Source organism: Sorangium sp. So ce836 (assembly GCF_028553905.1).
Lineage (GTDB): Bacteria > Myxococcota_A > Polyangia > Polyangiales > Polyangiaceae > Sorangium > Sorangium cellulosum_D.
In genome coordinates, this window is record NZ_CP102233.1 from 1,243,544 (window position 1) to 1,264,119 (window position 20,576).

Annotated in this window: 11 protein-coding genes; 3 read left to right on the top strand and 8 right to left on the bottom strand. The window is 71.9% G+C overall.

Translation table 11 applies throughout. The features are described from left to right. Window positions 1–78: 78 nt before the first annotated feature. A complete protein-coding gene (uvrB, locus tag NQZ70_RS04695; RefSeq protein WP_129573138.1) occupies window positions 79–2,253 on the bottom strand; it encodes an excinuclease ABC subunit UvrB in 2,175 nt (724 codons plus the stop codon). Between the two features lie 664 nt (window positions 2,254–2,917). Between uvrB and rsgA the strand changes: the two genes are divergently transcribed. The 3 genes from rsgA to NQZ70_RS04710 all read left to right on the top strand — a co-directional run bounded on the left by rsgA (window position 2,918) and on the right by NQZ70_RS04710 (window position 10,624). After that, the gene (gene rsgA / locus NQZ70_RS04700) at window positions 2,918–4,030 is read left to right on the top strand and encodes a ribosome small subunit-dependent GTPase A (protein ID WP_237245033.1); all 1,113 of its coding nucleotides are present in this window, start codon (window positions 2,918–2,920) and stop codon (window positions 4,028–4,030) included. Between the two features lie 259 nt (window positions 4,031–4,289). Continuing rightward, a complete protein-coding gene (locus tag NQZ70_RS04705; RefSeq protein ID WP_165373786.1) occupies window positions 4,290–8,060 on the top strand; it encodes an RHS repeat-associated core domain-containing protein in 3,771 nt (1,256 codons plus the stop codon). A gap of 26 nt (window positions 8,061–8,086) precedes the next feature. Then, window positions 8,087–10,624, top strand: a complete 2,538-nt coding sequence (locus tag NQZ70_RS04710) for a hypothetical protein (RefSeq protein ID WP_129573141.1) — start codon at window positions 8,087–8,089, stop codon at window positions 10,622–10,624. A gap of 77 nt (window positions 10,625–10,701) precedes the next feature. On the opposite strand, the gene NQZ70_RS04715 is transcribed toward NQZ70_RS04710, so the two are convergent. From NQZ70_RS04715 to NQZ70_RS04745, 7 genes are all read right to left on the bottom strand, one after another. After that, window positions 10,702–11,829 (bottom strand): PAS domain S-box protein, encoded by a 1,128-nt coding sequence (locus NQZ70_RS04715; protein ID WP_129573142.1) that lies wholly within the window; start codon window positions 11,827–11,829, stop codon window positions 10,702–10,704. Beyond that, a complete protein-coding gene (locus tag NQZ70_RS04720; RefSeq protein ID WP_129573143.1) occupies window positions 11,829–12,230 on the bottom strand; it encodes a hypothetical protein in 402 nt (133 codons plus the stop codon). The genes NQZ70_RS04715 and NQZ70_RS04720 overlap by 1 nt, the downstream gene beginning before the upstream one ends. A gap of 642 nt (window positions 12,231–12,872) precedes the next feature. Next, complete coding sequence (locus NQZ70_RS04725; RefSeq protein WP_129573144.1) at window positions 12,873–14,813, bottom strand: sigma 54-interacting transcriptional regulator; 1,941 nt, start codon at window positions 14,811–14,813, stop codon at window positions 12,873–12,875. Between the two features lie 209 nt (window positions 14,814–15,022). Continuing rightward, the gene (locus NQZ70_RS04730; RefSeq protein ID WP_129573145.1) at window positions 15,023–16,777 is read right to left on the bottom strand and encodes a hypothetical protein; all 1,755 of its coding nucleotides are present in this window, start codon (window positions 16,775–16,777) and stop codon (window positions 15,023–15,025) included. A 221-nt stretch (window positions 16,778–16,998) separates the two neighbouring features. Beyond that, window positions 16,999–17,841 (bottom strand): SDR family oxidoreductase, encoded by an 843-nt coding sequence (locus NQZ70_RS04735; RefSeq protein WP_129573146.1) that lies wholly within the window; start codon window positions 17,839–17,841, stop codon window positions 16,999–17,001. A gap of 732 nt (window positions 17,842–18,573) precedes the next feature. Then, a complete protein-coding gene (locus tag NQZ70_RS04740) occupies window positions 18,574–19,722 on the bottom strand; it encodes an FAD-binding oxidoreductase (RefSeq protein WP_129573147.1) in 1,149 nt (382 codons plus the stop codon). Window positions 19,723–19,728: 6 nt separating this feature from the next. Continuing rightward, window positions 19,729–20,571, bottom strand: coding sequence for a 3'(2'),5'-bisphosphate nucleotidase CysQ (locus NQZ70_RS04745; protein ID WP_129573148.1), 843 nt, complete (start codon window positions 20,569–20,571; stop codon window positions 19,729–19,731). Window positions 20,572–20,576: the final 5 nt, after the last annotated feature.

The window sequence follows — 20,576 nt, forward strand, 5'->3', positions numbered from 1 at the left end:
CACAGCGGCGCAGGGCGACAGGCAGACTGCCGGCGTCTTCCACCCTGGCCGGCCCCTCCCCCGTGGGCTCCGTCGCCGTTACCGGTACCGCCCGCGCCCGCGCGCCGCCGCCGCGCGCCCGCCGCCGCTCGCCCCTGCGCCCGCGCGCCCGCCGTTCGCCTTGGCGCCCGCGCCCGCGGCCGCGCCCCGCCGGCTCGCCGTTCGCCCGGAGCGCGCCGGCTTCTCCTCGGCCACCTCGCGCGCGATGCCGGCCTCCCCGTCGCCCTGCTGGGCCTTGAGCTGGCGGAGCTGATCGCGCAGCCGCGCCGCCTTCTCGAACTCGAGGTTCTCCGCCGCCGCGAACATCTCCTGCCGGAGCGCGTCGATCTGGTCGACCAGGTCCACCGCGGCGCGCGCCGCCTCGGCCGCGGGCTTCGCCGGGCCCTTCGGCACGGCGTAGTAGTCGCGCGTGCCCGACGTGGGCGACAGGTCGAGGATCGCCTTCTTCACCGTGGCCGGCGTGATGCCGTGCTCCTTGTTGTACGCCTCCTGGATCGCGCGCCGGCGGTTCGTCTCGTCCATCGCGCGCTTCATCGCGTCGGTGATGCGATCGGCGTACATCACGACCTCGCCGTGCACGTTGCGGGCGGCGCGGCCGATCGTCTGGATGAGCGAGCGCGGGCTCCGGAGGAAGCCCTCCTTGTCGGCGTCGAGGATCGCGACCAGCGACACCTCCGGCAGATCGAGCCCCTCGCGCAGGAGGTTGATGCCGACCAGCACGTCGAACTCGCCGCGCCGGAGATCGCGGAGGATCTCCACGCGCTGGAGCGTGTCGACGTCCGAGTGGAGGTACCGGACCCGGATGCCGAGCTCGGTGTAGTACTCGGTCAGATCCTCGGCCATCCGCTTGGTCAGCGTCGTGACGAGGACGCGGTCGCCGCGGCTCACCCGCTCCCGGATGCGCGCGAGCAGGTCGTCGACCTGCCCGGCCACCGGCCGGATGTGGATCTGCGGATCGATGAGCCCGGTCGGCCGGATGATCTGCTCGACGACCGCGCCGGCCGACTTCTGCAGCTCGTAGTCGCCGGGCGTCGCGCTCACGAAGAGCACCTGGGCGTAGTGCTGCTCGAACTCCTCGAACTTGAGCGGCCGGTTGTCGAGCGCGCTCGGGAGCCGGAACCCGTACTCGACCAGCGTCTCCTTCCGCGCCCGGTCCCCCCGGAACATCGCCCCGACCTGCGGGACGGTCTGGTGCGACTCGTCGATGATGAGGAGGAAATCCTTCGGGAAATAGTCGATCAGCGTGGGCGGGGGCTCGCCGGGCTTCCGGCCCGAGAGGTGGCGCGAGTAGTTCTCGATGCCGTTGCAGAACCCCATCTGCTCCAGCATCTCGAGGTCGTACATCGTGCGCTGCTCGATCCGCTGCTTCTCGAGGAAGCGCACGGCCTTGTCGTAGAAGTCGATGCGCTCGCGCAGCTCCTCCCGGATCGCCTGGATCGCGAGCCGGAGCTGCTGCTGCTCGGTGACGTAGTGGGAGCCGGGGAAGACCGCGTAGCGATCGAGCTGGCCCACCACCTTGCCGCGGACGGGGTCGACCTCCTTGATCGCCTCGATCTCGTCGCCGAAGAACTCGACCCGGATCGCGAGCGACTCCTCGTAGGCGGGGAAGATCTCGACGACGTCCCCGCGGACGCGGAACGTGCCGCGGTGGAAGTCGACGTCGTTGCGCGTGTACTGGATGTCGACGAGCCGCCGCAGGAGCTCGTCGCGGCGGATCTCGGTGCCGCGCTCGAGCTTGATCAGGAGCCCGTGGTAGCTCTCGGCCGAGCCGATGCCGTAGATGCAGCTCACCGAGGCGACGATGATCACGTCCGGGCGCGAGAGCAGCGCGTGCGTCGCCGCGTGGCGCATGCGGTCGATCGCGTCGTTGATGATCGCGTCCTTCTCGATGTACGTGTCGCTCGTCGGGACGTAGGCCTCGGGCTGGTAGTAGTCGTAATAGCTGACGAAATAGTGGACGGCGTTGTTGGGGAAGAGCTCCCTCATCTCACCGTAGAGCTGGGCCGCCAGCGTCTTGTTCGGCGCCATGATGAGGGTCGGCTTCTGCAGCTTCTCGATCACCTTGGCGGCGGTGAACGTCTTGCCGCTGCCCGTGACGCCGAGGAGGACCTGGAAGGTCTCGCCCTGCTCGAAAGCGGAGCAGATCTCCTGGAGCGCGCGAGGCTGGTCACCGCACGGCTTGAAATCGGAGACGAGCTCGAAGTTTGTGGGCATGGAGCGGAGGACCCTAGTGCGGCGAGGGCCTCCTCGCAACCTCCGGCGCGGTCACGGCCCCGCCCGCCCCGGAGGTCCGGCCTCGTCGGTGCACCAACCACCGGCCGACCGAAAATTGTCGGCGAGCTGTCGGCCGTGGTCGAACACCGACCACGGCCGCTCGCGCGGCGTGCAACGCGCGCGGGGCGGGGTGAGTGAGTGCGTGCGTGCGTGCGTGCGTGAGCGGCGCGATGCGGCCGAACAGAGCAGGAGGCGCTTGACGGCGGCGCGACGGTGGCGGATTCTAGGCGCTGCCGCGTCGTTGTGACGTGAGCCGAACACGGAGGTCAGGTCATGAGTGGGAATACACAGCACACCCATTGCGCCGCCGCCGTCGTCTCCGCCGCGGCCAGCTGAGCTCGTCTCCACGCCGTCGTGAAGGCGTGCGTGCGCCCTGATCGGCGCGCGTTCGTCCTGCGCTGTGCGCGCCTTGCAGGGTATCCGCCCTGGCCGGGCGTGCCCTCCGGCGTGACGTCCTGACGGTCGACGAGCTCCGCGCCGCGGCGGCCCCGCGCGTGGAATGGCCGGCGCGGGCGCGTTCGCGCGCCGCCGCGCCCTTGTCCGTCGATCGCCGCGCGCCGCAGCTCGCGCCGCGCGGCCGAACGCCATGGAGCGCTCGTCCGTCATGCATATCGACTCCGATTTTTCCGTTGATCCGTCTTCGCAGAACGAACCGCGACCCGATCTGATCGGGCTCGGATGGACTCCCTTCTTCGCGAGCCAGCTCGCGTCCCTGGAGGAGGCCGTGCAGCCGGCGCGCGTCCTCCTCGCCTCCGCCTCGCGGCACCACGTGCAGACCGCGGACGGCCCGCGCCTCGCGGTCGTCAGCGGGCGCCTCGCGCACGAGGCCGCGGGCCGCGCCGCGCTGCCCACCGTCGGCGACTGGGTGGGGCTCAGGCCCGGCGACGGCGCCGGGCCCGCCTACATCGTGCACACGTTCGCGCGGAGCACGTGCCTGCGGCGCAAGGCCGCGGGGCCCGCGATGGAGGCGCAGGTGCTCGCGGCCAACGTCGACAAGGTGTTCATCGTCACGTCGCTGAACGCCGATTTCAACGTGCGCCGCCTGGAGCGGTACATCGAGGCGGTCATCGACAGCGGCGCCCGCCCGGTGCTCGTGCTCAACAAGGCGGATGTCTGCCCCGATCCGGGGCGGCTCATCGACGCCGCGCGGGAGGTCGCGCCCGCCGCGCCGATCGCGCTGGTCAGCGCCCTGTCCGGCGCCGGCCTCGACGCGCTCCGCGCCGAGATCGGGGCCGGCGAGACCATCGCCCTGGTCGGCTCGTCCGGGGTGGGGAAGTCGGCGCTCAGCAACCGCCTGCTCGGCGTGGAGGTGCAGCGCGAGGGGGCGATCCGGGCGTCGGACGAGCGCGGCCGCCACACGACCGCCCACCGGGAGCTCTTCGTGATGCCCGGCGGCGGCCTCCTCATCGACACGCCGGGCGTGCGGGAGCTCGGCCTCTGGTCCGACGACGGCGCCGCGCCCGCGGGCTTCGACGACGTCGAGGCCCGCGCCGCGGCCTGCCGCTTCCGGGACTGCAGCCATGACGGCGAGCCCGGGTGCGCGGTGCTGCGCGCCATCGAGGAGGGCGAGCTCGATCCGGAGCGCCTCGGCGCGTACCTGAAGCTCGGGGCGGAGCGGCGCTACCTCGCCCGGCAGCAGGACGTGCGCGCGAAGCTCGAGGAGAAGCGGCGCTGGAAGCAGATATCGAAGCGGATGCGCGCGAATCCGAAGCAATAGCCCGCCGGGCGTTCGATTGACGCTCGGAGACCGCGCCGTTAGTCACGAAGTCATGGCGCGCACGGCACCGGTCCCCAACATCCCGGCCATTCCCGGCATGAACCCCGGCGTCTTCGTCATGGGCGGAGGCGCCGGGGGCGGTGGCCCTGGCGGCCGGAGGGGCAATGGCAGCGGCGGTCGACAGGGCGGACGCGGTCGCAACGGCGGGCGCGGCGCGGAAGGCGGGGGCCGCAACGCATGCAGCCGGCGCGGGAGCTGCGTGCCGACCCATCCCGGCCACCGAGGGCCGGCCTCGCGCGGCGATCCGGTCGACGTTCTGGGCGGCCGGTCGTTCGTCGATGCCGAGCCGGACCTCGCGCTCCCGGGTCCGTTGCCGTTCGTGCTCGCGCGCTCGTACTCCAGCGATCGCACGACGGTCGATGTCGGCTTCGGTCACGGCTGGTCGCACTCCTTTGCATGGTCGGCGCGCGTCGGGCGCAGGGCCGTCGAGGTGACCGACGCCGAGGGGGCGCAGCTGCTGCTGCCTCTGCCCGGCATCGGCGAGGCGCTGCTGGGCGCGGAGGGGTGGGTCGTGCGGCGCGCAGCCGCAGAGCGGCTGGAGCTGGTCCGGGACGACGGGCTTCGGCTCGTCCTCGACGCCCCGCTGGGCGACGGAAAGCTCGGGCTCTCCGCGGTGCTCGACCGTTACAATAACCGGATCTCGCTGATCTACGAGCGCGGCATCCTCGTCGCCTTCGAGGACAGCGCCGGGCGAGCGATCCTCGTGCGCCGGGATGGGAGAGGCCGCATCGCAGCCCTCGAGGTGCCCAGCCGGGACGGCTTCTCGTCCGGGTCGCTGGTCGTGCGTTACACCTACACGACCGCGGGCGATCTCGCCGAGGTCGTCGATCCCGACGGATTCGTCACCTCGTTCGACTACGAAGAACACAGGATCACGAAGCACCGCTATCCGGGCGGGATGGTGTTCCACTATCGCTATGACGCCCAGGGCCGCTGCGTCGAGACCTGGGGAGCACCGGAGACGGGCGTGGATCCGTGCCTGGATCCCGATCTGCCTGCGACGCTGGCGGACAGGAGGACGCCCGCGAAGGGCATTCTCCATTGCGTCTTCGAGTATGGCCCCGACGGCTACTGCGAGGTCGTCGACTCCGCGCTGGTACAGCGCTACAGCCCCGACGGCGACGGTCGGCTCGACAGGATGGTCCACAACGCGAGCGTCGTGACGCGCACCTACGACGAGCGCGGCCACGTGGCGTCCTACACCGATCCGCTGGGGGCCACGATCCGCTGGGAGCGCGACGAGTGCGGGCGGCCCTTGAAGATCACCGATCCGATCGGCCGGACGTTGACGGTCGAGCGGGACACGGACGGTCACATCCGGAGCTTCACGGACCCTTCAGGCGCCACGACGACGGTGGAGCGCATCGGCCGGCGGCTCGTCTGGAGAGATCCGATCGGGGCGGCCTTCGAGGTGGAGGTCGACGAGCGGGGCCTCACGACCGAGACGGTGGCGCCGAACGGAGGGCGAACGCGCTATCGCTACGACCGGCCAGGCAACCTGACCGAGCGCACCGACGCGCTCGGCCGAACATGGCGATTTTCGTATGATTTCTGGGGCAGGCGGCGCTCCGCGATCGATCCGGCGGGCGCGGTGACCTGGTACTCGTATTCCGCGTGCGGCGATCTGCTCGCGATTACGGACGCCGAGGGGCGCGCCGTCCAGATGACGTACGATGGGCTCGGGAACGTCACCTCCGTGACGTACGCGAACGGACGGACAGAGCGCTATCGCTGGGGAGGTCTCGGCTGGCTGCATCAGGTGGAGATCGGCGGCGCGGTGATCGCGACCCAGCTCTACGACCGCGAGGGGCGCCTGGTCGCGATCGTCGACGCCGCGGGTGCGCGGCACACCTTCGAGCACGACGCGCGGGGACTCGTGCTCTCCGAGCGTAGCTTCGACGGCGCTCAGCGCCGCTACGGCTACGATCTCGCGGGTCGGCTCACCTCGCTGGTGGACGAGCGCGGCGAGCGCACGGAGCTTCTTTACGACCTCGCCGGCCAGCTCGTCGCCCGCCTCTACGACGACGGCTCGAAGGACGAGCTCACGCACGACGAGGCCGGTCGCCTCGTCGAGGCGACCCGGGGGTCGGTGCGGGTGGAGCTGCGCTACAATGCGGTGGGCTGGCTCGTCGAGGAACGTCAGACCGTGGGCGCCGAGACGATGACGGTGCACGTCGACTACGACGCGATGGGTAGACCCGTGCGACGTTGGACGGAGCGAGGGCGCGGGGTCGCCTGGGAGCGCGACCTCATGGGCGGCGCGAGCGCCGTGATCCTCGGCGCGGGGCAGCGCATCACCTTCGAGCAGGATGAGGGCGGGCGCGAGCGCGCGCGGGTGCTCCCGGGCGGCGGGCGCATCGAGGTGGAGCTCGGCCCTGAGGGGCTCCTCCGCGCGCAGCGCGTGCGCCGCAACATGACGACCGCGTCCGTGAGGCCGGGCGAGCCGGCGTGGGTCGGCAAGATCGACGCGGGGCTCACGGTGGCTCGGCGGTACGACCGAGACGCTGACGGCGAGCTGCTCCGTGTCGATGACAGCTTGCTCGGCGCATTTCGGCTCGACCGGGATGCGCTCGGCCGGCTTGCCGCGCTGGTCGGCGACCGCGAGGGCGACGGGACCAGGACGAGACACTACCTCTTCGATCCAACCGGCAATCTGCTGCGTGGACCGGCGGGTGAGCCGGCGGAGTTCGGCCCGGGCAACCGGCTCAAGCGGGTCGGGGGTCGGGAGGTCGCGACGGACGCGGCCGGTCGGGTGATCGCGATCACCGAGGGCGAGACAGACCATCGCCTCACCACGCGCTTCGTGTGGGATGCGACCGGCCTCCTCGAGGCCGTCGAGCGGCCCGACGGCACCCGGGTGGAGTTCGCCTATGACACCTTCGCTCGCCGGCTCGCCAAGCGGGTGATCGATCCGGCCGGGCGCACGCTCTCCTCCACGCGTTACGTTTGGGATGGCGCGCGCGTGCTCGAGGAGCGCCGACGGACGGCGGAGGGGGAGCGGATCCGCGTCTTCCTGACCGATGACGACAGCGGGGCTCCGCTGGCTCAGGCCGAGGGGAAGGAATGGTTCTTCTGCGTGGCCGACGAGCTCGGCGCGGTCCACCACCTGGTGCGGGGTGACGGGCAGCTGGCTGGATCCACGCTGCGCGACCCGTGGGGCGGCGTGGAGCGGCGCGAGGGGGGCGCGGAGGCGCCGCTGGGCTTCCTGGGGCAGATTGCAGATGACGAGACGGGGCTCTTCTACAATCGCTATCGCTACTACGACCCGAGGATCGGGCGCTATTTGAGCCCTGATCCGCTCGGCGTCCATGGCGGCCTGAACGTCTTCTCCTACGCCGACAACGACCCGTCGACACACGTCGACCCCGACGGCCTGCTCCCGATGGCGGTCATCACGCAGCCGGGCCGCCAGGACATCGTCGGGCGGAGCGGCCAGGTGCCCCAGCGGGGCGATCCCGGCTTCGATCCTGCGGTAGGCTATGCGCACTACAACGCCCGCGTCGCGCTCGGGGGCGGGCCCGGGCGCCAGGCGGGCAACGAGGGGTGCGCCGAGATCGCCGCCTTGCACCAGATGGCGCAGCAGATCCGAACGGATAACCCGAACCGCCGGATGAGCCGGGCCGAGGTGCGGCGGGAGATGCAACGGCGCTTCCGGAACGGCGCCCGCATCTCGACGAACAACGGGATGAACGGGGGCGGGCCCGCGATGTGCCCTTGCCACATGTGCGCGCAGACTTTCCGGGAGCTCGGACTTCACCCGGGCAACATCAACCAGGGCGCCGCGGCCAACGCGACGGGCGGGGTCGCCGCGCCGAACCCGGGGAGGGGCAACAACCGGGGGCTGTGGGACGGGCAGTCGATCTGGCGCAACAACCGGAACGACAACACCTCGCGCCAGGAGAACGACGCTGCGAACGGGTTGATCGGGGCAACCCAGCCGTCGAGGACGCCTCCTTTCACCGGGACCTGAGCGGAGCCCGAGATGGCGGAGCTAGTATGAGCGGGACCGCTGGACGAACGGTGGAGGACACGTTCCGGACTGCGCTCGAGGAGGCCGCGGCAGAGCGCGGTGGAGATCCGGAGGTTCGCGTTGCGACCGCCGTCGCGCTCGAGCGCCTCTCCTGCGGGACGACGGCCACCCTCGTCGCGGACGACGACACGGATCGATGGGCCGTGCTCGGCGGGGTGGTCGAGGCGCTGCGTGATCGAGGCGCGACCGCGGTGCTGTGGCCGATCGGGCGAAGGTGGGGCACGGCGCTGCCGCTCGCGAGCGCCGAGGCGCTGGTCGCCGCGCTCGCAGCCGTGGATCCAGCGTTCGACAGCGGCCAGCGGCCGGCCACGAGCGAGGACGTCGCCCACGAGGCGCGCCTCCGGCTCTCGAGCGAGGCGCTCCAGGCCCTCGGGACGGTGCTCATCGTGGACGCGCCCGAGGACGCGGTGGGGTTCTCGCCGGGCGCGATCCTGGACGAGGGGCCGGAGAACGGCGTCCGGGTGCTGCGCAGCGTCCGCGAGGGAGCCGGCGGTACGGAAGAAATCCGGTTGCCGGTGCGAGGCGCCGCGAAGCAGCTCCCTGGAACCGGCGGCGTGGAGGGGCTCGCCGCGGCAGTCGCCCTCGCCCTCGCCCCCGCGCCGATCCCGGTGCTCGCCGCGGTGGCGGGCGTCGATCCGGAGACGGTCGCCGCGGGGCTCGCCGAGGCGGTGGGACCGGGCGGGCGGCTGCTCGTCGAGGGCGGGGGAGTGACCTACCGCGACAGCGGATGGCGGGCCGGCGTGGAGGCATCGCTCGCGCCGGCGGAGCTCGCGCGAGCGCATGCGAGGTTCGCGGAAGCGGCGCGTCGCGCCGCGCGCGGCGAGGGTCCGGGCAGCGACGAGAGGGCTTACTGGGCGAGGTGCCGCGCGGGCCATCTGGTGCTCTCGGGAGCGCCGTGGACCGCGTTCACCGAGCTCGTCGAGCCGGCGTGGGAGGCCTCTTGCGCGGCGGTTCAGGCCTCTCCGCGCGGCCGCATCGAGGACGCGCGCCTGGCGCGGCGAGCGGCGCAGCGTGCGGCCGCCGGGATCGTCGAGCAGCCCGCGACGCATGCGGGAAGCGTCGCCGCGAGGCGCGAGGACGTCGAACCGGGCGAGAGGGCGCGCGCTGCAGCGTTCGCGGTCCATGCGGCGCTGGTCGAATCGTCCCTGCGATCGCGGCTCTGGGTGGACGGAGGGCCCCTCGCGGACAGCGCGGCCGCGGCGCAGCTCCTCGCCAGCTGGGCCGAGCGCGTTCGCGGCGCCGCACGCGAGCGCCTGGCAGCGCGCTCGCGCGAGGTGGCGCGGCGAGAGCCCTGCTCGGCTCGAGCGCTGCTCGCCGCGGCGACGGTGAGCCCGAGCGGGGAGCGGGCAGCGCTGCTCGATGAGGCGCTGCGCCGCCTGCCCGAGGACCGCACGGAGCGGCTGGAGGTGCTCTGCGCCGCGGCGAGCGTGCTCGGAGGCGAGGCGCCGGGAGCGACGGAGCATGCCGCCGAGCGGTCGTCCGGTGGAACGCGCTCGACCGAGGCGCGCTCCGAGGCGAGCGACGGGCTCGCAGCGGCGGACCCGGCCGCAGGCGCCGCGCTCGACGACGTCCTCGCGCAGGCGCTCGCGCTCGTCTCGAGGGAGCTCCTCGGGTCTTTCCAGCGCGCCACGGCGTCCTGGCCGGCGGCGCTCTGCGCCCGCGCGGTCGACGCGACCGGCCCGGAGCACCCGTCGCGGCGCGCGGTGCTCGCGCTGCTCTCGCCCAGGTTGGATGAGCAGGTCCGCTCGGCAGCGGCGGACTGGGTCGCGCGCGACGCCCTCGCGGCGCTCGCGTCCGGCAACGCGTGGGACGCGTCGGTCTACGAGGACCTGCGGCGCGTGGCGCCGTTCGTCTCCCTCGAGGTCGCGCTCGAAGCGAACGCGCAGCGGGGGCTCATGGACGCGCCGGGGTCGCGGCGCGTGATGCCCGCGCTGCTCGAGCGGCTCCGGTCGCTCGGGGCCCCCGTGGACGCCGCGGCAGCGAGCGACGCGCGCCAGGGAGCACAGGCCAGGAAAGGCGCTCGGGCAGCGCGTGCGAGCTCCTCGCAAGGCGCGGCGCCCGAGCTCGCCGCGGGGGCCGCGGGCAGCAAGGGGGCAGCGAGGACGGCGGAGGCCCTCGCGGCGCAGGAGGCGGACGCGCTCGCCGTCCAGGGGTCGGATCGCATGGCGGCCCTCGCCCAGGCGGCGCTCGCGCTCCCGCCGGAGCGCGCCGCGGCGCTCGCGGAGCTCGCCGTGGTCGCGGCCGAGGAGCATCCACCCGGGGACAGCTGGGGCTACTTCCTGCTCGCGCAGCTCGGAGGTGTGCTCTCGCTCGAAAGAGCGGCGCAGGTGCTCGGAGGGGTGCTGGATGTCGTCACCGGCGCTCCGCTGCGGTCCGAGATGCTCTGGACCGGGGACGGCAACGACCTGCGACAGGTCGCCCCGCTGCTCCAGCGGATCGGCGGTGACGCGCTGCTCGTCGATGCGGGCGAGCGTGTGGCGGAGATCTCCGCCCGTTACACGTGAATCGGCCAGACAGCGCGGCCCGTCCTCTTCAGCGTGCCGCCCGCGTCTTCACCGCGCGCGATGCCGCCCGCACGGCGCTACGCGGAGCGCGCGCCCGCGGCAGGCCGGCCCTTCGCGGCCCCCCGCAGCGCGTGGACGATCCCGTCCTGCAGCGACCCGAACGTCGCGACCCCATCGAGGTCGGCCCCGATCTCGACCAGCGCCCTCGCCACGTCCGGGCGGATGCCGCTGAGCAGCACCCGCGCCCCGAGGAGCCGCGCCGCGCCGATCGAGCGGATGAGCCCGTGCACGGCCTGCCGATCCACGGTGCGCACCCCGGTGATGTCGAGGATGACCACGCTGGCGGCCCTCTCGGAGAGCGCCTGCAGCAGCGACTCGGTCATCCGCGACAGCCGCTGCTCGTCGAGCGAGCCGACGAGCGGGACCACCATGATCCCGCCGGTGATGGGGATGATCGGCGTCGAGAGCTCCTCGACGAGGATCGTCTGCCGGTGGACCGCCTCGCGGAGCCGCCAGCGCTCCTCGTCGGCCCGCTGGCTCTCGGTGAGGTCCCGCGCCACGCAGACGAGCCCGTGGATCTGCCCGCCGTCGGTCCGCATGACCGAGGCGAGGAACGAGACGGCGACGGCGCGCCCGTCCTTGCGCAGACAGACCCTCTCGTCGCGCGCGCCGCCCGCGTCGATGAGCGCGCCGGCCGAGAGCCCGGGGAACACGGCGTCGAGCGGCCTGCCGACGAGCTCTTCCCGGGTGTACCCCGAGAGGTCGCAGGCGGCCTGGTTGACGCTCCGGATCCCGCTCGCGCGGTCGGCCACGACGAGGAGGTCGAGCATCGATTCGATGATGCTCGTCACGTACGTCTTGGAGACCGTCGAGCTCGCGAGCTCCTCGCCGAGCATGTTCAGCCCGGCCGCCATGCCGTCGATCACATCGTTCCTGTCGCTGACGGGCGCCTTCCTGGCGTAGTTGAACCCGACGAGCGCCACGATGACCTCCATGAGCTCTTCCAGTCGCTGGCTCAGCTCGTCCGGGGCCGAGGGCGCCGCCGCCAGCGGCGCCGCGAGCGGCCTCAGGGCGGAGAGGGCCTGGTCGAGCGGATCCGCCCCGAAGGCCGGCGGCAGGGCGCCGCGCCGCTCGGCCGGGAGCAGGCGCAGCACGAGCTCGCAGAGCTCGGCGACGCGCGGATCGTCCAGTGGGCCTGTGCCCATCAGTCAGTGAAGCCTTTCAGCCATTGAATCGCCTCCCTCTCCTCGGTGAAGAGCCGAACGGGCTTGGCGCGGTTCCCGTAGACGGTGAGGAAGATGTTGCCGATCATCCGCGCGACCGGGCGCTGGCCGAGGAGCGCCATCGCGCGGTGCGCCTGCGTCGCCTCCTCGGATGCGTAGTAGTTGCGCGCGTCCAGGTCCGTGGCCTTGCACCGCGTGAGATCGCACAGGATCGGGTACGGCGTGCCCCTGCTGAATCGCTTGTTCGCGGCGATGTTCTCCTTCGCGTCGGCGAGCGTCTGGACCACGCCCTCGTCGACATCGAAGCGGATGATCCTGTTCTCCCTGTCGAAGGAGAACTCTCCGGTCCGCGTCCTCAGACGCTCGTCTCCCAGCTCGCTCACGTCCCCCCCTCTCGCCGGGCGGGCCGGAGGCGGCGCGCAGGCCGGTAGCCGCGCCCCACCCGCGTCGATCGCCGGTCCACCCCTGCCGCCGACCTGCGCTCGTCGCACCCCCCTGAGATTCGGTTGTAACACCGACCTGCTCGAAATGTCCAAAGCTCTTTACAAAGCCTGCGCAGACCGGGGCCTCATCGAACGCGACGTGGCGCAGAGATAGCTCGCGTACAACGAGGAGAGGTCCCGCGTGCGCCGGGGTAGGGGCGATGCTCCGAGGAGGCGCAACGGGCCATACCTCGGAGCATCGTGGACAGGTGTCTTGCGCTTCGCGCGGCCGACGCCGATATCGAGCCTCGCTCTCACGACCAGCGTCTCGCCCTCACTCTCTCTACCCGCCGCGCCACGGGAAGAGCCATCGGGAGGGGGTGGCGCGCGCGGGGGTGGCGGGGGAAGGGCCCCACGAATCCGAGCGCCGGCCAGCATCGAAGCGAGTCGCTTCTGATCTTGCCTCACCCGTTCAGCGGGCCATAGCCACCACAAGGCGCGAGTTCGTGGGAAGGGCCCCCCGCCACCCCCGCGCGCGCCACCCCCTCCCGATGGCTCCCCCGCGACCCGGCTCTCTCCCCCCGCCCCTGCCCCCGCGCCTCGTCAGATCCCGTACTGCCGCAGCTTCTTGTGGAGCCCCTCGCGCGTGATCCCGAGCGATTTCGCCGCGTTGGTCTTGTTGTTGTTGTGCCCGCGCAGCGCTTCCAGGAGGAAGAACTTCTCGACCGCGTCCATCATCTCCTTGAGCGACCCCTTCGGCGTCCCCGCCCGCGCCACGAGCCCCTCGACCTGCCGGATCCGCGGCGACAGCAGCTCCGGCGTCGCGAACGCCCCCGGATCCAGCTGGATGACGAGCCGCTGCACCTCGTTCTGGAGCTCCCGGACGTTGCCCGGCCAGTCGTAGGCGACCATGAGCTCCATCGCCTGCTGGCTGAACCCGCCGCACGGCTTGCCGATCTCGTCCGCGTAGCGCTCCAGGAAGTGCGCCGCGAGCAGCGGGATGTCGTCCCGCCGCTCGCGCAGCGGCGGCAGCCGGATCGGGAACACCTTGAGCCGGTAGTAGAGGTCCTCGCGGAACCGCCCCTTGGCCACCTCGTCCTCGAGGTTCCGGTTCGTCGCCGCGACGATGCGCACGTTGACGTGCTTCGGGCTCGTCGCCCCCACGGGGCGGATCTCGCCCTCCTGGAGCGCCCGGAGCAGCTTCGACTGGAGCGACAGCGGGGTCTCGGTGATCTCGTCGAGGAAGAGCGTGCCGCCGTCGGCGATCTCGAACAGGCCCTTCTTCTCCTCGGTGGCGCCCGTGAACGACCCCTTCTTGTGGCCGAAGAGCTCGCTCTCCAGCAGGCTCTCGGCCAGCGCCGCGCAGTTCTGCGCGACGAAGAGCTTGTCGCGGCGGCGGGAGCGGTAATGCACGGCGGCGGCGATGAGCTCCTTGCCCGTGCCCGTCTCGCCCTCGATCAGCACCGTGACGCGCGTGTCGACCACCTTGTCGAGCTGGCCGATGACCCGGCGCATCGCGTCGCTGTTGCCGATGATGTCGACCGCGCCCCCGCCCCGGCGCTTCTCCTCGCGCCCCTTGAGGAAGCTGTTCTCCTTCTGGAGCCGCTCCTCGGCGAGCACGAGCCGCTTGATCAGCCGGGCGTTCGCCACCGCCAGCGACGCGTTCGCCGCCAGCACGAGGAGCGTCTCCAGATCGCCCGCGTTCAGCATCCCGGGCGCGCTCCGGTTGTCGGCCTGGAGCACGCCGATGATCTCCTCGCCCTTCCAGAGCGGCACGGCCAGCGTGCTGCGGATCGAGGCGCCCATCAGCGACTCGGTCTGCCCCACCTCGATCGGCGCGTCGGCCGCGAGCACCGCCGCCCGCTCCTTGATCACCTTCCGGTACACGCTGCGCGTGATCGGCACCGGCCCCGCCGGCGGCGCCCCGCGGCCCGACGGGGAGCGGACGCGCGTCAGCACCGGGACGAACGCCGCCCGCGCCGCGCCCGGCTCCTGGTCGTCGTCGCGCAGCACCACCGTGACGTGCGTCGAGCTCGGCACGAGCGCGAGCACCGCGTCGGCGATCTCGGCGAGCACCTCGTCGAGATCGTCCGCGGCGCCGATGCGCTTCTGCGCCGCGTACATGGCCGAGAGCGCGCTCGGATCGCGCTCGATCTTCGCCGCGGCGGGCTCGATCTCGTCGAGGCGCCGGATCGAGACGACCCGCGCGTCGTCGGCCTCCTCCGGGATCTTCACCACCATCCGGGTGACCGCGTCGCCCGAGCCGAGCTCGATGACGTCCCCCGTCTGGAGGGCGACCGCGCTGCGCCCGGGCCCGAGCTCGAGCCGCTCGCCCCGCCGCACCACGCTCGTCCCGTTCGTGGAGCGCAGGTCCTCGAGGATCACCCCGTCGGCGCCGTTCACGATGCGCGCGTGCGCCCCGGAGACGTGGCGATCGTCGAGCACGACGCGGTTGTCCGGAGAGCGCCCGAGCGTGATGAGCTCGCCCTGGAGCTCGAAGGCGCGCCCGGCAGCGAGACCCTGGGTTACCTCGAGCACGATCATGGTTCGTTCAGCCAGGAAGGCCCCGTGGGGAAGGCCCGGAGTAAACCGTCAAGACGGAGGAGATGCCAGGAAAAATCGGGCAGCCCCGCGCTCCGGCACGACATCGCACCCGGAAGCCGCTCGGAAAAGAACATCTGGAATCGCGTGGTCGCCGTCGCCGCGCGGCCACCCCGGGGTCGACCGCGGGGTGGCGCGCGCGACGGCGGCGCTCACTGCGCGCGGGCGGACAGGCGGTAGATGACCGTCTTGAAGGGCGCGTTGCCGGAGATCTTCTCCGGATCCTTCGAGGCCTCGCCCTCGTCGACGATCTTCTGCAGCTTGTCCGCGACCTCGGCGTCGCCCTTCGGCGACAGCGCGTCGATGACCGAGACCGACACGAAGCGCACGGCCGCGTTCGAGACCTTCGGCAGCGCGTCGATGATCTGCTGCCGGACGTCCGGGGAGCCGAGGACGCCCGTCATGTAGGCGGCCTTGATCCCCTGGAACTGCGTCTCCTTGGTCTGCGACGCCGGGTCCCCGAGCTTGCCGACGTAGCAGTCGACCTTTGTCGCGCAGCCGTTCAGCAGGTCCTTCGCGAGCTTGATCTCCTTCTCCATCGACTTGCCGACCGTGCCGCCGCCGCTCGTGCGGGTGTTCGCGAGCCGGTCGACGTCGGCGACCTGGTCGGGCTTCATCAGCTTGAGCGCCGTCTGGAGCGAGATGTCGCGGATCTGCGCGACGTCGTCCTCCTCGCCGCGCGCCTCGAGCCCCGTCTTCACGAGCCACGGCACGAGGCTCGCGTCGAAGAAGTTGCCCGCCGCCTCGGCGAGCATGACCCGCGCGTTGATGCCGGCCGGCGGCATCTCGAGGCCCGCGGGCGTCTTCTCGTAGGCCGCCTGGAAGGCGGCGAGGGTCTCCGGCGTCTTGGGCACCTTGGTGAGCTCGCGCGCGATGATGGCGCGCGGCACGTCCTCGGCCTTCTCGAGCGCGGCGAGCAGCGGCTGCACCGACTCCTGCCGGCCGATCGTCGCCAGGACGAGCGCGGCGGCCGCCACGTGGGCGGTCTCGGCCGCCTTCTTCTGCTCCGCGCTCGGCTTGTCGCCGGCGGCCTTCAGGTTCTCGACCTTCGAGTACTCGACGAGCTCCTTGTGCTCGCCCTGGAGCAGCTGGATCGCCGGCTGGATCGCGGGCTTGCCGATCTTCGTGAGCGCGAGGATCGCGGTCGCGGCGGCGTCCGCCTTGAGCGGCGACAGCACCACCTTGAGCAGCGGCACGACCGCCTTCTCGCTGCGCTGCCAGCCGAGCAGCTCGGCCGCGGTGATCTGCCAGAACAGCTCGTTCCGCATCGTGGCGACGTCCTTCGGATCGTTGATCGGACGCCCGAGCATCGTGATGAGCCCGTCCTCCCACGACTTGCTGTTGATGTCGATCATCGCGTCGTGCACGTCGCGCGAGATCGTGGAGCCCTTCGGCTTGCCGTGCTGGAGCTTGGTGAAGACGGCCATGAGCGGCTCGGCGGCCTTCTCCGACTTCATCGCCCCGAGGCCGCGCACGGCCCAGCGGACGTCCTCCTCGGTCGACTCGGGCTTGTAGTCCTTGAGCGCCTTGATGAGGCAGGCGTCGCCGCGCGGGTCGCGCGTGTCGGAGATGAACTTGATGAGCTTCGAGTTCGTGCGCTCGTCGAGGTCGCCGGCCACGCACCGCTGCGTCATCGGCTCGATGATCTTGTCGAGGAGCGGCTTCACGGTCGGGCCGTTCCGGTCCTTGTTGTCGCGCGTCATCGCGTCTTCGAAGAACTGGACGAGCCGGTTGACCGAGGGGGTAACCGTCGCCGGGTCGTCGAGCCGCTTGACGTGCGTCTCGGGGTCGTTCTCGTCGGCGCACCCGGCGACGATCCCTGCGGAGAGCGCCATCGACGACGCGGTGGCGGCCCCCAGGAGGAGCGAGCGAAGGAGCGGCAGGATGCTGCGTGCTGAGCGGGACATGGTGTTTCCTCCGGGACCTCGGTGATGCTGCCGGCCTGACCTCGCCGTCGCGAGGCGCGCGAGAAGGAGAGGCGGTCAGCGGCTAGCCTTCGTTAGCCTGAGGGGACGAAAGTGGACAAAAACAGCGCGCGGCAGGGGGCGCGGCCCCCCTTCGGCCACGACGTGGCGCCGCTCCGCCATGGAAACGGCGGAGCCGAAACTATTCGGCGCCCGGGGACGTGTCAACGCGAGCGCGGCACGGACACGAGCCGGCGGATCCCCGTGGCGAAGAGCCGGTCGGGGATGACACGGCGCAGCGCGACGAGCGCCCGAGCGTCCCGGCCGATGAGCGTGCGGAACGGCGGCGAGGGCGCCTCGATGAGGCGGAGGATCGCCGCCGCGACCGGGGCGGGCGGCGGGGCCTTGGCGGCGTCCTGGAGGACGAGCTGCTCGATCGTCCGGGTCATGGCGGCGTAGGGCCCATCGGGCGAGATGTGGGCGCCGCGGCGCTGGTTCTCGAAGAAAATTTCGGTCTTGAAGGTGCCGGGCTCGACGAGGCAGACGTGGACGCCGAAGGGGGCGACCTCCCAGCGCAGCGCCTCGCTGAAGCCCTCGACGGCGTGCTTCGTGGCCGCGTAGGCGCTCACGCCGGGGAGGCCGACGAGCCCGGAGACGCTCGAGACGTTGACGATGCGTCCGCGCCCGGCGTCGCGCATGGCCGGGAGCACGGCGCGCGTCACGGCCATGAGCCCGAAGACGTTGGTCTCGAACTGCGCGCGGACGTCATCGTCCGCCTGCTCCTCGAAGGCGCCGCCGACGGCGATGCCGGCGTTGTTGACGAGGGCGTAGGCGGGGCCGTGCTTCTGGAGGATTTCCCGGACCCGGTCGGGGGCGCTCGCCGCGGCGACGTCGAGCTGTTCGACCTCGAGCGAGGCGCCCGCCGCCGCGGCCGCGGCGAGGAGCGCGCCGGCCTTGTCGGGGCGTCGCATCGTGGCGACGACCCGGTGGCCCGCGGCCGCGCAGGCGACCGCGGTCGCGAGGCCGATGCCGCTCGAGGATCCGGTGATGAGGATGAGGTGACCCATGGGGGAGGGGGGCGAGTATAGACGAGGCGCGAGGATTCACTAGAGCGGCGGTCACCCGCTTCGGATACGGGCCCATCTCGGCGTTTTCGGTGCTCAGCGCACTGGAGTGCGCTTCCGCGCCGAAAACGCCGAGCTGGGCCCGTCTCCTGTGCGGGTGACCGCCGCTCTGTAACGCATGTAGCAGAGACGGGCGAAAACCGCGCTAGAGGGGGGTTCAATCTGGTTTGAGGCAGACGTTTTCCGTCAGTCGTCTCCCGTGCTCGTCTCCCGTCTTCCGTGCGCGTCCTTCGTGCGCGTGTGCGATTCCCCAGAATCAGCGCGCACGCGCACGCGCACGAGAGAGGCAAGACGGGAGAGGGGAGAGGGAGGACGGAGGACGAAGACGAGAGTCGGTGTACCAATCCCAGCTGAAACCGCCCTAGAGGGGCGGGCGTATGTGCTGGACATGGGGGTGCTCATCGCCCCCCAGCGTACGGGGCACCGCGCTATTCTGTCCGGGCGGCCGGCACCCCTGTCCGGGTAGCCGGCACCCCTGTCCGGGCGGCCGGCACCCCTGTCCGGGCGGCCGGTTCCCCTGTCCGGGTAGCCGGCACCCCTGTCCGGGCGGCCGGTTCCCCTGTCCGGGTAGCCGGCACCCCTGTCCGGGTAGCCGGCACCCCTGTCCGGGTAGCGTATGGCTAGAAGAATACCGAATGGATACACGGATGCCGCGGCACACCGCTGCTGCCGGGATCAGCCGATGATCATCGCCTCGCTGAGGAGCCTGCCCTCCTTGAAGCGGCGCAGGTTCCAGCGATCGAACAGCGGCAGGGACGTGCCCTCGGCGATGTGCTGCGCGATGAGCTTGCCCATCACAGGCGCGATCATGAAGCCGTGCCCCATGAACCCGGAGGCCTGGTAGAAGTGCTCCACCTCGTCGACCCCGCCCACGATGGGGTTCTGGTCGGGGGTGAGGTCGTAACAGCCAGCCCACTGCCGCAGCACCTTCACGCTGCCGAGGACCGGACACGCCGTGACGAGCGCCCGCGCGTACAGCGCGAGGAACTTGTGGCTCGAGCCCATGTCGAGGCCCTCGGGGACATCCTCGTTGGAGATGCCGCCCACGATCTCGCCGCGCATCGACTGGGAGAAATAGAGGCCGTTCGACAGGTCGGCGACGAGCGGGCCGAGCCACGGCTTGAGCGGCTCGGTCGAGCAGATCTCGTGCCGGTGCGGGCGGTTCGGCAGCTCCACGCCGAGCATGCGCGCGATCTCCGGGCTCCACGCGCCGGCGGCGTTGACCACCCGGTGCGTCCGGATCTCGCCGCGATCCGTGACCACGGCGTCGATCCGCGCGCCCTGCGTGCGGAAGCCGAGGACGTTCGTGAAGGTGGCGATGTCGACGCCGAGCTTCTCGGCGCGCTCGGCGTAGCCCCAGACGAACGGCCAGGGGAACACGACGCCGTCGTCGGGGTTGTAGCTCGCCGCGACGACGCCCTCGGTGGAGAGCTCCGGCACGAGCGCGCGCGCCTCGTTCGCCGTGAGCATCCGCGTCCCGAGGCCGCACTCGTTCTGCACGGCGACGCTCTTCTCGAGCGTCCGACGGCCGGCCTCGCTGCGCACGAGGAAGAGGTAGCCGCCCTGCCGGAACCAGATGTTGATCTTCATCTCGCGGGCGAAATCCCGGCAGATGCGGATGCTCTCCTGCATGAGCCGGATGTTGCCCTCGCTCGAGAACTGCGCCCGCACCCCGCCGCCGTTGCGGCCGCTGGCGCCGCCGCAGAGGTAGCTCCGGTCGACGACGACGACGTCCGTGACGCCGTGGTGCCGCGCGAGGTTGTAGGCGATCGCGAGGCCCATGATCCCCGCGCCGATGACGACGATCTCCGCCCGCGCCCGCATCGCGCCTCAGCCGAGCTCCGACCTCGCCGCGGCGACGACGGCGTCCTGGAGCGCGCCGTTCGAGGCGATGATGCCGCGGGCGAGCTTGAGCCCGGGGCCGGTGTAGTCGATGGGCGCGCCGGCGAGGTCGGTGAAGCGCCCGCCGGCGCCGCGGAGCACGGCCTCGGGCGCGCAGCTGTCCCAGAGCTTGGCGCCGCCGCCGCCGTGCACGTAGAGGTCGACCTCGCCCGTCGCGATCCGGGCGATCTTCACGCCGACCGAGCCGCACGGGACGACCTTCGCGATGCCGAGCCGCGAGATGAGCGGCTCGATCTCCTTCGGCCGGTGCGACCGCGAGACGATGAGCGTGGCGTCGGCCGGCGAGGCGACCCGGGAGACCTCGAGCGGGCGGCGGCTGCCGTCCCGCGCCTCGAGGAAGGCGAAGCACCCGTCGTCGACGTCGCCGGCGCGGCCGGCCAGCGCCTCGCCGGTCGTGGGCATCACCACGACGCCGAGCGCCGCGCTGCCGCGGACCGCGAGGCCGATCATCACGGCGAACTCGCCGTTCCGGTCGGCGAACTCGCGCGTGCCGTCGAGCGGATCGACGAAGAACACCCGCTCCCGGCCGAAGCGCGCGGCGAGCTCGTCGCCGGCCGGGACGCTCTCCTCGGCGAGGATCGCCTCGCCGGGGAACGCGGCCTCGAGGGCGCCGCAGATGAGCGCGTTCGCCTCGCGATCGGCGCGCGTCACCGGATCGCCCGGGCCCTTCATCTCGACGGCGAACGGCGTCGCGTACACGTCCATCACGATCGCCGCCGCCGCGCGCGCGATGCGGACGATCTCGTCGAGCTCCCTGTCGCTCTGGCTCATCCTGC